Below are 13,401 nucleotides of genomic sequence, written 5' to 3'. Positions count from 1 at the left end.
AATTTTATGGACTATCATAGTGATAGATTTGAAGATTTTTCATTAATGATTTATATGGGAAATAGCCTAATTGGGTTGCTTCCTGCCAATCTTAAAGACAACACCCTTTATTCACATCAAGGTTTAACCTATGGTGGCCTTTTTCTAGAAAGCAATTATAGTATAGATTCAATATTCATTGCATTACGAGATTACTTAATTGAATTTGAAATTGAATATCTGAAGATAAGAAGTTTACCCGTCATTTATCAATCAGCCAACTCAAAGCGGGTAACAAATTATCTTCAAGGTATTAGTTCTATTTTGTACCATAGCAATAAGGTCCTGGCGATAGACTATAGTTTACCCTTGAATATTCATAAAACAAAACTTAAGCATTACCGTAAGAACCATATTAAGGGTTTTGAAATAAGAGAGGAAAGTAGCTTCGAAAGTTTTTGGAATCGTGTGCTCATCCCGCGCTTAAAATCCAGACATAACACTAGCCCTGTGCATACTTTGAATGAAATAACCCTTTTAAAATCGAGATTCATTGAACAGATAAAGCAGTATAATATCTATTTAAAGGGAGAGATTCTAGCCGGTATTACTATTTTTGACAAAGGCCATGTTGTAAAGTCCCAATACGGTGCAACGAATGATCTTGGCGAAAACCAACGTGCATTGGAATATTTGTTTATTGAATTAATTTACAAATACAAGACAGAAGGTAAACGTTATTTTTCAATGGGAACTGTTATGGATGACGCCTATCCTGAAGGCTATAACGTAGGCCTAATGAGGCAAAAAATTGAGTTGGGTTGTAAGGAGTACCAACAGGATTATTATGAAATTAAATTAGTATGATACCCTTTTTAGATCTACATAAAATTAACGCTAGATTCAAGAATCAGTTTCATGCTTCACTAGACAATGATATTAGCAATGCTCAATATATTCTTGGGAATAATGTTTCTAGTTTTGAAAAAGAATTTAGCGACTATTGCGGTACATCCTATTGTATAGGAACTGGAAATGGTCTAGATGCCTTGACATTAATCTTAAAAGGTTATATTGAAATAGGTAGGTTAAAAATTGGTGATAAAGTTATAGTTCCTGCTAATACTTTTATTGCAACTGTACTCTCTGTTATTCATGCTGGATTGGAACCTATATTTGTTGAACCAGACCCCAAAACCTATAATATAACTGCTGATACCATAAGCCCTTACCTAACTGATGATATTAAAGCAATAATTGTGGTTCATCTTTATGGTCAATTAGCTGACGTTAGTGCCATTAAAACACTTATCAAATCGAAAGCTATTTTTTTAATTGAAGACGCAGCTCAGGCACACGGTGCATACAATGAAGATGGCAAAGCTGGTAACCTTGGAGATGCCAGTGCTTTCAGTTTTTATCCTAGTAAAAATTTGGGAGCACTAGGTGACGGAGGAGCTATAACAACAAACGATAAAGAGCTAAATGATATGGTTCGAAAGTTGTCCAACTATGGATGCACAGCAAAATATCAAAATGCCCTAAAAGGATACAATACGAGATTAGATGGTATACAGGCTTCGTTTTTATCTATAAAGTTAAAAGTACTTGACAACGACAATCAACGTCGTAGAGAAATTGCAATGCGCTATTTAAAAGAAATTGCCAATCCTAAGCTGAAACTTCCATATTATAGTGGTGCAAAAAACCATGTGTTCTATGCTTTTATTGTTGAGGTCAAAAACAGAGAAGCGTTTACTCAGTATTTAAATAATAATAAGATTGGTTGGCTAATTCATTATCCAATACCACCTCACAAGCAGGAAGCATTAAAAGAGTATTCAACTTTGAGTTTACCCATAACAGAGAGGATTCATCAAAACGTAATTAGTTTACCTATAAGCCCAGTAATGACAAAAGAAGAAGTGAACGCCATTATCCAAGTTCTAAATGCCTACTAATTGAAAAAATTATTCAACTATATAAACACTGAAGTCTTAAATAAGGCCGCAAGTCTTAATACGGCAAATATTAGTATAAAGATTATTGCCGGAATCTTAATTTCCAAGTTTATCGCAGTTTTTATCGGTGCAGAAGGCATGGCATTAATTGGTAACTTGCGGAATTTTTTAAGTGCGATCCAATCCCTAGCTATAGTTGGACTTTATAAAGGAGTTGTAAAATATATTGATAAGTTTAAAAATGACGCCAGAGAACTGAGCAAAACCCTGTCTACAGTATTTTATATTGGATTTTTTACCTCAATGATCCTTGCCTTATTATGTTATTACAATGCGGAATTTATTAACAGTCTCATTTTTCAAGGCAATTATAAGTACACCTATGTAATTGAATATTTGGCTATTGTCCTACCATTTTATGCGCTAAACATGTTTGTGTTTTCAATAATGAATGGTTTTTCAAAGTATAAAATTCTATTCATTATTAATATAATAGGGCAGATACTTGGTTTGTTGGTAACCATTTTGCTGATATGGCAAGACAATATTGATGGCGCACTGGTAGCGGTGGTAATTACTCCAGCCCTTAATTTGCTAATATCTATAGTTGGTATTCTATACCGAAAAAGTCTTATAAACTTAATTAAAATAACTAATTTTAGTTTTTCCATTCTTGATAGATTAAGTCCTTACATGCTTATAGCATTAGTTTCTTCAATAGCGATACCAGTGGTTTTAATTATAATAAGAAACTACATTATCGCAGAAATAGGGTTGAAAGAGGCTGGTTATTGGCAAGCAATGAATAGAGTTTCGGACTATTATTTAATGTTTATCAATTCCTTAATGGCATTGTATATATTACCAAGATTTTCTGAAATTACAACCAAGAAGGAATTTAGAAAGGAAGTACTCAGTTTTTACAAGACTATAATACCTGTTTTTGGTTTGATTTTGCTTATAATTTACTTAAGTAGATCTGTACTGGTAAACATTCTATTTACTGAGGAATTTCAACCTGTTGAAGACTTATTTGGATACCAGATCCTTGGGGATTTTATGAGGGTATTATCTATGGTTATTGCATATCAGTTTTTGGCAAAAAAGATGTTTGCACATTTCATTGTTATTGAGATTTTTCTATTTGTAATTATATACTTTTCAAGCATATACCTTATTGATGCTTACGGGCTTGTAGGAGCAGTAATGGGCCATTGTTTAAGTTATTTTATGCATTTTGGAATTATATTGCTAATTTTTGGTAGTTCTTTGTTTGGAGTTTTGTCAGATGAAGGACTCGAAGAAAGCTAATACTGTAATATTGAAATTTCCGGATTTTATTAGAAATAACATTGTTTTAAAGATAACCTCTTTAAATGCTGTTGTTATTTCAATAAGGTTAATCGTTTCTGTTATAATTCAAAGACTGTTAGCCGTAACGGTTGGAGAGGCTGGTATCGCTAGTATTGGTCAGATTCGGAATATCCTCGCTATGCTTTCAAGTACTTCAACACTTGGTACTTTTAGTGGACTGGTAAAGTATGTTTCCGAATTTAAGAACAACCGTCCAGAACTTACAAAAGTTTTTTCTACAGCGACTGTTTTTTTGCTTTTAGGCGCAATTATTTCTGCTTTGGTTTTGTTTGTTGGGGCAGATTATTTTACAAACTATGTGTTCAAAAGTAATGAGTTTACTTATGTGTTTAAGGTATTGGCAATCATAGTACCTTTTATAGCTCTTAGCAGGGTCATAAGTGGTGTGGTCAATGGATTATCCGACTATAAGAAGTATGCCAAAATTGAACTTATTAGTTATTTGATCGCTTCTGTTATTTTGGTAGTTGGGTTATACAGCTATAATCTACAAGGTGTAATAATTGCAATTGTTATTGCACCTATAATTCAGCTTATAACTCTTGTGGCTATTTTTGGAAAGACCTTAACACAGTATGTAAAATTAAAGAACTTTAAACTTCAATTAGATTATCGTAAAAACCTTATGGCTTTTACTTTAATGTCCTTCATTTCAGCTTTTTTAATCAATTATATTGAATTAGAGATACGAACTTTAGTTACGGATGAAATAAATATCAACGAAGCAGGCTATTGGACTGCAATTACCTTTATTTCAAAAAATTACATGGTTTTTGCAACAGGCCTTTTTACGCTTTATGTTTTGCCGAGATTCGCAAGTATCCATGGTCGATTAGAATTTACTCGAGAAGTTCTTACTATTTATAAAACAATTCTACCGATATTTTTTATCGGTATGCTATTGGTTTATTTATCGCGCAACTATATTATTCAATTAATCTATCCGAATTTTACGGGAATGGAACCACTTTTTAAGTGGCAGCTGTTAGGGGATTTCATTAGACTTTGCGCGTTAGTTTTGGCCTATCAGTTTTTGGCAAAAAAGTTAGTATCTAGTTTTGTTATTACTGAATTGATTTCTCTTGTCTTATTCTATGTTTTAACAAAGCTATTTTTAAATAATTATGGTACGGAGGGGGTTGTAATTGCACACTTTGTAAGATATGCTGTATATCTAATCGTGGTTATAATTTTTGTGCATCTGTATTACAGAAAACAATCTAAGATTAATGCATAATGGCCTCTTTCCAAATTTCTAAATATTTGTCTGCACATGCTACATAATTATGATGGTCTTCAACAAACTTGCGTGCCTTTTTAGAAATTTCTATTATTTTTTTGGGATTTTCAATCAACCAAATGAGTTTGTTTGCGATTAAAACCGGATCAGGTAAAGCGTTAAGGGCTATTGTATCTCCTTCCACATTAAAGTAATCTTCCCATTCTTTTTCAGCGCCAGTAAATACAACTTTACCTTTGGCCATAGCTTCTAGGGCATTAAAACCTTGGTCATAAGCATAAACCTGATCTAATAAGATATGCGCTTTGTCAAAGCTTTTTATGTAATCTTTATAGGGTAAATTCTTCGTAATTATAATCTCTGCTTTAGTGCTGTACCTTTCCTCGACTATTTGTAATGCCTGATCAAAAATATCATTTCCTTTTTTAAAATAGTTGAAGGTATTAATGCCGTGAAAAATAATAACTTTATCCGTTATGACTGGTCTTTGGTATTTTAGTTTAGAAGTATCTATAGCATGCGGAATCATACCAAGATATTTTTTATATCCTATTAATGGTAAATGATAATCGAGATCATTTGAAATAACACCAGATATATGATTGAAGATATAATGATGAAATTCTACATGCTCCTCAGAAATATAGCTTAAGGCAGGAGAGAAGTCTCTTTTGCTTCCCTTGCCTTCAAAATATGGGGTTAATACGGAATATCTAAATTTCTTATCATAAGCATATTTTACGCTGGGATAATCTAATCCGCAAGACAACAAAAAGATGGTTTTATTCCAATCTTTTAACCAATCGAAGATTATCTTTTGGTGTTTCCTATTAAAATCGAATGGTGCTTCATTTACCAATTGAACGATATCAAAGTTTGAGAGTTTATCTTTTTTGGCTTTAATCTGGCGTTTAATACTCCATGCTGAAATATCAAAACCAAAAAGTCTAATTAAAAGATTTCTGATTTTTTTAAGAGCATAAGATGTAAAATGATCCTTAATTTCAATATCAACATCTACTTTCTTAAACCCATCCCTTAGACTTACCACAACGGCTTCGTGACCGAGATTTTCTAGCCCTTTCTTAATGTTCCATTGTGCTCTGTTGTATTCTCCAAAAAGTAATACTTTCATTTAATATCTTTACCTTCCAATTTATATGCAAAGTAATCATAAAAAAAGAATATGTATAGTTTGCCGATCACTCAGTGAAGGTGGAGCAGACCGCGTAGCATCCTTGCAATCTATCATGCTTGCCAATCTTGGTTATCAGGTGTACATCGTCACAATTTTAAATAGTATTTCCTATCCATATAAAGGCCAATTATTTAATCTTGGAGAAATAAAAGAGAAGAAAGATACCTTATTAGGTAGGTTTAACAGATTACGTTTGCTAAAGCGTTTTATCACTGAGAAAAAAATTGATATTCTCATAGACCATAGGGTTAGGACTAAATTATTTTCTGAGCATATATTATCTGGTTTAATCTATCCAAAAGCCACAATTTATATTGTACATAATCATGCAATTGATTTGTATTTCCCTCCAGTAAAATGGTTAACTAAATTACTGTATAAGCGTTCAAAAGCTATTGTTTCCGTCTCTAATGGAATTACCAACAAAGTAGCTAGTACTTATGGTTTTAAAAATTTAGACACCATTTACAACCCTATCGATTTTGATTATTTAGATAAACTAAAAATACAGACGCTAAAAGACCAAATTGATTTTGTACTGTGGTATGGTCGTTTTGAGGATGAACAAAAAAACTTAAAACTATTGGTGGAATCTTACAATCAGTCTATTCTAAAAGACAGGGCAATCAAGCTAATACTAATGGGAGATGGCAAGGATAAAGTAGATATACTCAACCTAATTTCTGACTTAAAATTGAAAGAACATGTCATTGTCCTGCCTTTTTCTGATAATCCATTTAAGTACATTGTTAATTCGAGATTTACAGTGTTGAGTAGCCGTTATGAAGGTTTTCCTATGACCGTATTGGAATCTCTAGCTTGCGGAATTCCCGTGGTTAGCGTTATGTATGATAATTATAAAGACGGTGTTTTAGAAAATGGCCATAATGGATTATTGGTAGAAAACAATAATGAATTAACATTAGCTAAAGGTCTGAATAGATTTGTAGAAGATGAAAAGTTATATCTTAGCTGCAAGCAAAATGCAAGGAGTAGTGTTATGACTTTTGCCATGTCGAATATAGCCTTGCAATGGCAAAAATTATTAGAATCCTAAAAATGAATTCAAAAATAGAGAATGTCGAACTGATTGAAATTCCCAGAGTTCATGACGAAAGAGGTTTACTTGCTGTTATTGAAGGTACAACTATACCTTTTCCGATTGAGCGTGTTTACTACTTGTACGATGTACCTTCTGATGCATTCAGGGGAGGACATGCGCACAAAGAACTGTATCAACTTTTAATTCCACTCTCTGGAAGTTTTGATGTGCATTTAAAGGATGGGGAAACCACCAAAATAATAAACTTAAATAAACCTCATAAAGGCTTATTGATTGTTCCAGGTATCTGGCGGGAAATAGACAACTTCTCTTCTGGTTGTGTTTGCTTGGTATTAGCATCAGCTCAATATAATGAGGATGATTATATCAGGAATTTTAACGACTTTCTAGCTTTTAAAAATAGCTAGATACAGTCTATTTTTAATAAGATAAGGTCTTATGTTATTCATAATCATAAGTAGGAAAGCAGGTGTTCTAAGAAGGAGTTTTTGTTTTACACTTAAATTTCTTATATCTATCAATTTTACCGTTTCTGAATGAATTTTTTCTTCACCATTAATTTTGGTTCGTAATGCAAGACCATAGCGCTTTAAATCTAAATACGCTTTTAAACTAGGGTTCTCTTTTTCTTTGTTTTTAAACGAACTTAATAATATAAAGCGTGCATCATTATCTTCTATTTTACCAAGACTATTTTCAATGGATTTATTGTAAATCATAGTGCGCTTAGGGTGAAAAACCACTGCTTCATTTAGGGCTATCCTTATCCACATATCTAAATCTTGACTGCTTAAATAAACAGGATTAAACATGCCGTAATCTATAAACTTAGACTTCTTAATTGAACATGCCGAAGTCCAGACTACCGTTTCATGCAAACTTGCTTTAAAAAAATCATCTAGTATAAAAGGTTTATCACCATTGAATTTAAAATTGAATTTTGCAGGAGCAGTTATAGAATTGCTGTGCTTAATGAAATAATTGTTAGTGTAAATTCCACAGTCTTTAAAAGTACTAATGCTTTCATAAAGACAAGCCAAATGGTTAGTTTTCCAGATATCGTCTGCATCTAAGAAAGCTAAATATTTACCTGTTGAAAAATTTGTGGCATTATTTCTTGCCTTACTAGCACCTTGATTTTCCTGATGAAACAGCCTAATCTTATCCGATTTAAAATTCTCTACCAACTTTATGCTGTTGTCCGTAGAGCCGTCATTAACAATGATAATTTCGTAATCCTTAAAAGTCTGATTTAAGGCACTCTCAAGACATTCAGAAATGTAGTCTTCTTTATTATATAGTGGTATTATGACAGAAAAAAACGGCATGTTAATGCTTTGAAATTAAGTGGTTGGCTATTGTTTTTGAGGCAGTCAAATTCTTGTCTGTTATACTTCCTTTCAGCATTACAGAATTATACAATTGTTCAAAAAATGCATCTATTTCTTGTTTGTTAATTTTTTGTTCTAATGCTTGCTTTAAAATCTGGGATAAATTGGTTTTGCTTTTCAATTTTAAACATATTTTTTCATTGTCATAAAATGTATCACCTAGAACCACAACAGATTTATATATTTTTATAGCTTCTAAACCAACAGTTGAATTATTCACGATAACAACCTTAGCTTCCTTTAATGCAACTTCTAGAGTTGAGGTATTATCGATTTCAATATTTTTGGAATCTAAATAGTTGTAAAATTCCTTGCCATATTTTCGTAGATAAAGTGGATGTTCTCTTACTACTAATTTCAATCCTTTAGGTAAATTTTCATAAATGTCTTTAATCATTACAAAATGTGAGTCATACAATGGGCTATGATTTATAAGATTTACGTCGAGGGGTAGTTGCATTGCAAAAAGAGCATATTCAGTAGTTTTAGTTAGTGATGATTTAGTTTTTCCCGCATTCTTTCTGTAGGTAATTATATCTGTAAATTTTAAGTCTGGTGGATATAGCCTAGTTTTTTCAAACAATTTCATTATTAGTATATCTATACCTCGATAAAGAGGAGAGCGATTGTATTTTTCCGTAACTATATCAGTTTGCGAATTGGGTGACTTTGCTTTGATTTTGTTTGATGGTTTATTTCTAATACTTAGGTTTGCATTTACACCCTCTTCATCAAAAAAAGTGGTATTGAATGGTCCCTGTTCTAGGTAATAAATTTGAATATTTCTGTGTTTTGCGATAGCAATTGCAATTTCAACGCATAATCTAGAATCACCAAGAGAAATTAAGTAATCTGGTCTTTTGTTATCGTATACCTTATCTAATATATCTATATATGAAAGTGCTTGTAATTTCAGGGCTCGCTTAGAAATCCCTTTATTTAGTTTTAAATGGAAATCAATAAAATTCGAGTATTTTATTCCTTTGTAGATATCAGAGGTTTCAATAATCTCTTTGTAGTATTTTCTTTTAAGGTAAGCATTTAGCCATGCTTTAAACGTAATAATTGAGTTGGGTTGTAGCCTGAAAAATGCATATAAAAAACCACTAATATGTATGCTATAGCAATTAAAATTTATCTTTTTAGTTGTCTTCTGTTTTAGCCATTTTCTTATATCAAGAAAAAATCTTGAGTGTTTGTCAAAATAACCTACACAGATTACATTCATAAGAAGGAATATTGGCTTTAGTTTTTGCGTTGTACAACTTCAAATACTTTGTTTTGGTCGCACTTAAGTGTTTTGCTCGGATATTTTAAAAGTAAAGCATAATCGTGAGTTGCCATTAAAATGGTATTTCCATTTTTGTTAATGTCTTGGAGTACTTCCATAACCTCAATACTAGTTTGGGGATCTAGATTTCCGGTAGGCTCGTCTGCCAGTATCAGTTCAGGATCATTTAGCAAAGCTCTAGCTATTGCGATACGCTGCTGTTCCCCTCCAGATAATTCATGTGGAAATTTAAAGCCTTTGGTTTTCATGTCTACCTTGTCCAAAACACTTTCAATTTTTTGTTTTATGTCTACTTTATCCTTCCATCCAGTGGCTCTGAGTACAAACTCTAAATTGCTATTAACCGTTCTGTCTGGTAACAATTTAAAATCCTGAAAAACGACCCCTAATTTGCGTCTTAGAAAGGGAATATCCTTTTCCTTCATCGTTCTCAAATTAAAATCAACAACAGAACCTTCACCTTCGGTCAATTCTAAGTCTCCGTAGAGCGTTTTCATAAAGCTACTTTTACCACTTCCGGTTTTACCAATAAGATAGACAAAATCCCCTTTTTGCATCTCAAAATTAATATTTGATAATACCATGCTTTCTCCTTGGTATATTGTGGCGTCTTTAAGTTGTAAAACGGGTTCGGACATAAATGGTTAAATGTTTGATTAGTGTAAAAGTATTATTAATAAAATCAATTGTCAAGTTGCTTAGGATACAATAACGACGAATTATTTTTTTTAATGTCTGAATGTTAATAATTAATAAGTCAGTTTATAATTATAGCTAAATTCTAGCGTTATAGCTTCTGTATTAAATTATATTTGATTCATCACAATTTATTAATCAAAAAACGAAATCAATGCTCGGATCAATCAAGCGGTTGTGCTTAGTTTTAATGATATCTACGTTGTTTAGTTATGCTCAAAAATCCGCGATTTACACAAGTGATTTAGTAGACTATCAAAAGGCCCTTATCCTATATAATAATCAGCAATTTAAAGCAGCACAATCTTTATTTGATGATTTAAAATACAATACTAGAGATGCAGTAATGAAATCTGATTGTGCATATTATATAGCAAATTGTGCAGTTATGTTAAACCAGCAAAATGCAGACGATTTGATTTTGAAATTTGTTGAAGAATATCCTACCAGTACAAAAAAGAATACCGCTTTTATGGATGTAGCTGATTATTATTTTGAAAATTCAAAATTTGCCTACGCACGGAAATGGTATGAAAAAGTAGATGAGTTAAGCATTTCAAGAAATGAAAGAAATCGTTATTACTTCAACTTTGGGTACAGTCTTTATTCTACAGGCAGCAGAAAACAAGCAACGAAATATTTAAAACGGGTAACAGATAGCAAGGAATACGGTTCACAATCCAAATATTATATTGGTTATATGGCCTATGAGGGTGACGATTATGACACCGCAAATAGATATTTTGATGAGGTTAGTGATAACGAAAAATACAAGGAAAAACTGTCGTATTATCAAGCAGATCTAAATTTTAAACTTGGAAAATTTGAACAAGCAATTGAATTGGCCAAAGCACAATTACCAAACGGTAACCCAGACGAAAAATCTGAGCTAAATAAGATCATTGGTGAGAGTCTTTTCAATTTAGAGAAATATGAGGAAGCTATTCCCTATTTAAAAGCCTATAAAGGGAAAAGGGGTAGATGGAATAACACGGATTACTATCAATTAGGCTATGCGTATTATAAGCAAAAAGATTTTGAAAGTGCTATTTCAGAATTTAATAAAATAATAGATGGAAATAATAGTGTTGCCCAAAATGCATATTATCATTTGGGTGAGAGTTATATTAATTTAGATAAGAAGCAAGAGGCATTAAATGCCTTTAGGAATGCTTCCCAGATGGATTTTGATTTAAAAATTCAGGAAGATGCATGGTTAAATTATGCAAAGATAAGTTATGAGATTGGTAATCCTTATCAGTCCGTACCACAAGTATTATATGGCTATTTGGAAAAATACCCAAAAACCGCATTCAAGGAAGAAATTGAGACTTTGCTAATTGACTCATATATCACATCAAAAAATTATAGCGAGGCATTAGAGCTATTGGAGGGAAAGACCAGTTTTGAAAACAAGCTAGCTTATCAAAAAGTAGCATTTTTTAGAGGGATAGAATTATATAATGAAGCACGATATAAAGATGCGTTAGATATGTTCAATAATTCATTAAACGAACCAAGAGATCCCATTTTTGCTGCTAAAGCAACCTATTGGCGTGCAGAAACGGAATACAATTTATCTTACTACAACGAAGCATTAGTAGGGTTTAAGCAGTTTGCAGAAAGAGATGAAGTAAAGTCACTTCCAGAACGTGAAAATTTGAACTATAACCTGGCCTACACTTATTTTAAGCTCAAGGATTATAATAAAGCTTCAGAATATTTTAATATTTACATTAATACAAAGCAAAATGATAGACTTAGACGCAATGATGCTTACCTAAGGTTAGGTGACGGATATTTTGTTTCAAGTCGCTATAATGAGGCTATTAAAGCATACGAAAAAGCGATTCAGATTAATGAAATTGAAACGGATTATGCATCTTTTCAAAAAGCAATGAGTCATGGGTATTTGGGAAATAGAAATCAGAAAATCATTGAAATAAAAACGTTTATAAATGGTTATCCAAAGTCTGCCTTAAGAGATGACGCTATGTACGAGTTAGCTAATACCTATGTGAAATCAGGAGAAATTGATAAAGCCCTGGAGATGTACGATCGTTTAAATACTGAGTATCGTAGAAGTGCATTCACATCTAAGGCTTTACTGCGTCAAGGTCTCGTGTATTACAACACAAATGATAATGAAAGCGCATTAAGAAAATTTAAAGGAGTTGCACGTGATTTCCCTGGTTCCGGTGAAGCTGTTCAGGCCGTTTCTACCGCCAGACTAATCTACATAGATTTAGGAAAAGTGGATGAATACGCCAATTGGGTCAAATCATTAGATTATGTTGAGGTTTCAGATGTAGAATTGGATAATACCATGTATCTGGCGGCAGAAAAACCATATTTGGATAATGATACGGATAATGCCATACGTCAATTCAACAAATATTTAATTGAATTTCCAAATGGAATCAATGCGCTTAAATCCCACTTTTATTTAGCCCAACTATATTACCAAAAAGACTTATTCGAGAATGCACAACCGCATTTCAAGTATGTCATGGAAGCTCCCAGAAGTGAATATACAGAACAAGCCATGGTAAAAATGAGTGAGATTTATTTAACCAATTCAAGTTGGGATATGGCCATTCCCATTTTACAGCGTCTAGAGAATGAAGCAGACTATCCACAGAATACGTTATATGCACAATCTAATTTAATGAATGCTTTTTATCAATTGACAGATTATGCCAAAGCTAATGATTATGCAGAAAAAGTATTAAGCAAAGACAAATTAAACAAAAAGATTGAGAGCGATGCACTGCTCATCATTGCAAGGTCTGCCATAAAAAGAGGCAATGAAAATAAGGCAAAGGAAGCCTATAGTAAGATTCAAAAAACGGCAACTGGTAGTACAATGGCAGAAGCTCTTTATTACAACGCCTATTTTGAGAATAGGGAAGGGCAATATGAAGCATCCAATATAACAATTCAAAAATTAGCCAAGGATTTCAGCAGTTATAAATACTTTAGCGCAAAAGGATTGGTTGTTATGGCCAAGAACTATTATGCCTTAAATGATGCTTTTCAAGCAACCTATATTCTAGAAAGTGTGATATCAAATTTCAGCGAGTTTAATGATGTTACAGAAGCTGCTACTATAGAGTTGAAGAAAATCAAGACAGAACAGGCTAAAACAAATTCATCAATCGAAACAGACAAAAACTGATACCGTTTTAGTCTTATTTAATCAAAGAAA

Annotated in this window: 11 protein-coding genes; 7 read left to right on the top strand and 4 right to left on the bottom strand. The window is 32.5% G+C overall.

Translation table 11 applies throughout. The annotated features are described in order from the left end of the window. Positions 1–6: 6 nt before the first annotated feature. The 4 genes from LBU54_RS09735 to LBU54_RS09720 are packed head-to-tail and all read left to right on the top strand — an operon-like array spanning position 7 to position 4,551. Positions 7–846, top strand: coding sequence for a FemAB family protein (locus tag LBU54_RS09735; protein ID WP_224528801.1), 840 nt, complete (start codon positions 7–9; stop codon positions 844–846). Beyond that, positions 843–1,940: a DegT/DnrJ/EryC1/StrS family aminotransferase gene (locus tag LBU54_RS09730; protein WP_224528799.1), complete on the top strand. Its 1,098-nt coding sequence runs from the start codon at positions 843–845 to the stop codon at positions 1,938–1,940. Before LBU54_RS09735 ends, LBU54_RS09730 begins: the two co-directional genes overlap by 4 nt. Then, positions 1,941–3,251 (top strand): O-antigen translocase, encoded by a 1,311-nt coding sequence (locus tag LBU54_RS09725; RefSeq protein ID WP_224528798.1) that lies wholly within the window; start codon positions 1,941–1,943, stop codon positions 3,249–3,251. Beyond that, entirely contained in the window at positions 3,229–4,551 is a 1,323-nt protein-coding gene (locus tag LBU54_RS09720; RefSeq protein WP_224528796.1) for an O-antigen translocase, read from the top strand. Before LBU54_RS09725 ends, LBU54_RS09720 begins: the two co-directional genes overlap by 23 nt. Here the strand turns inward: LBU54_RS09720 and LBU54_RS09715 are convergent. Then, positions 4,541–5,689, bottom strand: coding sequence for a glycosyltransferase (locus LBU54_RS09715; protein WP_224528794.1), 1,149 nt, complete (start codon positions 5,687–5,689; stop codon positions 4,541–4,543). The genes LBU54_RS09720 and LBU54_RS09715 overlap by 11 nt on opposite strands. 25 nt (positions 5,690–5,714) lie before the next feature. Between LBU54_RS09715 and LBU54_RS09710 the strand changes: the two genes are divergently transcribed. Together LBU54_RS09710 and LBU54_RS09705 are read left to right on the top strand one after the other, a co-directional pair. Continuing rightward, entirely contained in the window at positions 5,715–6,809 is a 1,095-nt protein-coding gene (locus LBU54_RS09710; protein WP_224528792.1) for a glycosyltransferase, read from the top strand. Between the two features lie 2 nt (positions 6,810–6,811). Then, on the top strand, positions 6,812–7,222 hold the full coding sequence (locus LBU54_RS09705) for a sugar 3,4-ketoisomerase (protein ID WP_224528790.1): 411 nt from the start codon (positions 6,812–6,814) through the stop codon (positions 7,220–7,222). Here LBU54_RS09705 and LBU54_RS09700 read toward each other — a convergent pair. Genes LBU54_RS09700 through LBU54_RS09690 form a run of 3 tightly spaced genes read right to left on the bottom strand, consistent with a single transcriptional unit; the run spans position 7,202 to position 10,135 of the window. Then, positions 7,202–8,143, bottom strand: a complete 942-nt coding sequence (locus tag LBU54_RS09700) for a glycosyltransferase family 2 protein (protein WP_224528788.1) — start codon at positions 8,141–8,143, stop codon at positions 7,202–7,204. The genes LBU54_RS09705 and LBU54_RS09700 overlap by 21 nt on opposite strands. A gap of 1 nt (position 8,144) precedes the next feature. Continuing rightward, a complete protein-coding gene (locus LBU54_RS09695) occupies positions 8,145–9,434 on the bottom strand; it encodes a capsular polysaccharide export protein, LipB/KpsS family (protein ID WP_224528786.1) in 1,290 nt (429 codons plus the stop codon). Between the two features lie 17 nt (positions 9,435–9,451). After that, positions 9,452–10,135, bottom strand: a complete 684-nt coding sequence (locus LBU54_RS09690; protein WP_224528783.1) for a cell division ATP-binding protein FtsE — start codon at positions 10,133–10,135, stop codon at positions 9,452–9,454. Positions 10,136–10,347: 212 nt separating this feature from the next. Here LBU54_RS09690 and LBU54_RS09685 point away from each other — a divergent pair, with 212 nt between their 5' ends. Next, positions 10,348–13,371 (top strand): tetratricopeptide repeat protein, encoded by a 3,024-nt coding sequence (locus LBU54_RS09685; RefSeq protein WP_224528781.1) that lies wholly within the window; start codon positions 10,348–10,350, stop codon positions 13,369–13,371. Positions 13,372–13,401 lie beyond the last annotated feature (30 nt).

It is taken from the genome of Winogradskyella alexanderae (assembly GCF_020166335.1).
GTDB lineage: Bacteria > Bacteroidota > Bacteroidia > Flavobacteriales > Flavobacteriaceae > Winogradskyella > Winogradskyella alexanderae.
The sequence above is the reverse complement of the archived record's forward strand: the minus strand, read 5'-3'. Positions and strand labels throughout refer to the sequence as shown.

Bases quoted from the DNA above. Each gene is read 5' to 3' on its own strand.
- LBU54_RS09735 (WP_224528801.1), top strand. From the start codon at position 7: ATGGACTATCATAGTGATAGATTTGAAGATTTTTCATTAATGATTTAT.
- LBU54_RS09730 (WP_224528799.1), top strand. From the start codon at position 843: ATGATACCCTTTTTAGATCTACATAAAATTAACGCTAGATTCAAGAAT.
- LBU54_RS09720 (WP_224528796.1), top strand. From the start codon at position 3,229: ATGAAGGACTCGAAGAAAGCTAATACTGTAATATTGAAATTTCCGGAT.
- LBU54_RS09715 (WP_224528794.1), bottom strand. From the start codon at position 5,689: ATGAAAGTATTACTTTTTGGAGAATACAACAGAGCACAATGGAACATT.
- LBU54_RS09710 (WP_224528792.1), top strand. From the start codon at position 5,715: ATGCAAAGTAATCATAAAAAAAGAATATGTATAGTTTGCCGATCACTC.
- LBU54_RS09705 (WP_224528790.1), top strand. From the start codon at position 6,812: ATGAATTCAAAAATAGAGAATGTCGAACTGATTGAAATTCCCAGAGTT.
- LBU54_RS09700 (WP_224528788.1), bottom strand. From the start codon at position 8,143: ATGCCGTTTTTTTCTGTCATAATACCACTATATAATAAAGAAGACTAC.
- LBU54_RS09695 (WP_224528786.1), bottom strand. From the start codon at position 9,434: ATGAATGTAATCTGTGTAGGTTATTTTGACAAACACTCAAGATTTTTT.
- LBU54_RS09690 (WP_224528783.1), bottom strand. From the start codon at position 10,135: ATGTCCGAACCCGTTTTACAACTTAAAGACGCCACAATATACCAAGGA.
- LBU54_RS09685 (WP_224528781.1), top strand. From the start codon at position 10,348: ATGCTCGGATCAATCAAGCGGTTGTGCTTAGTTTTAATGATATCTACG.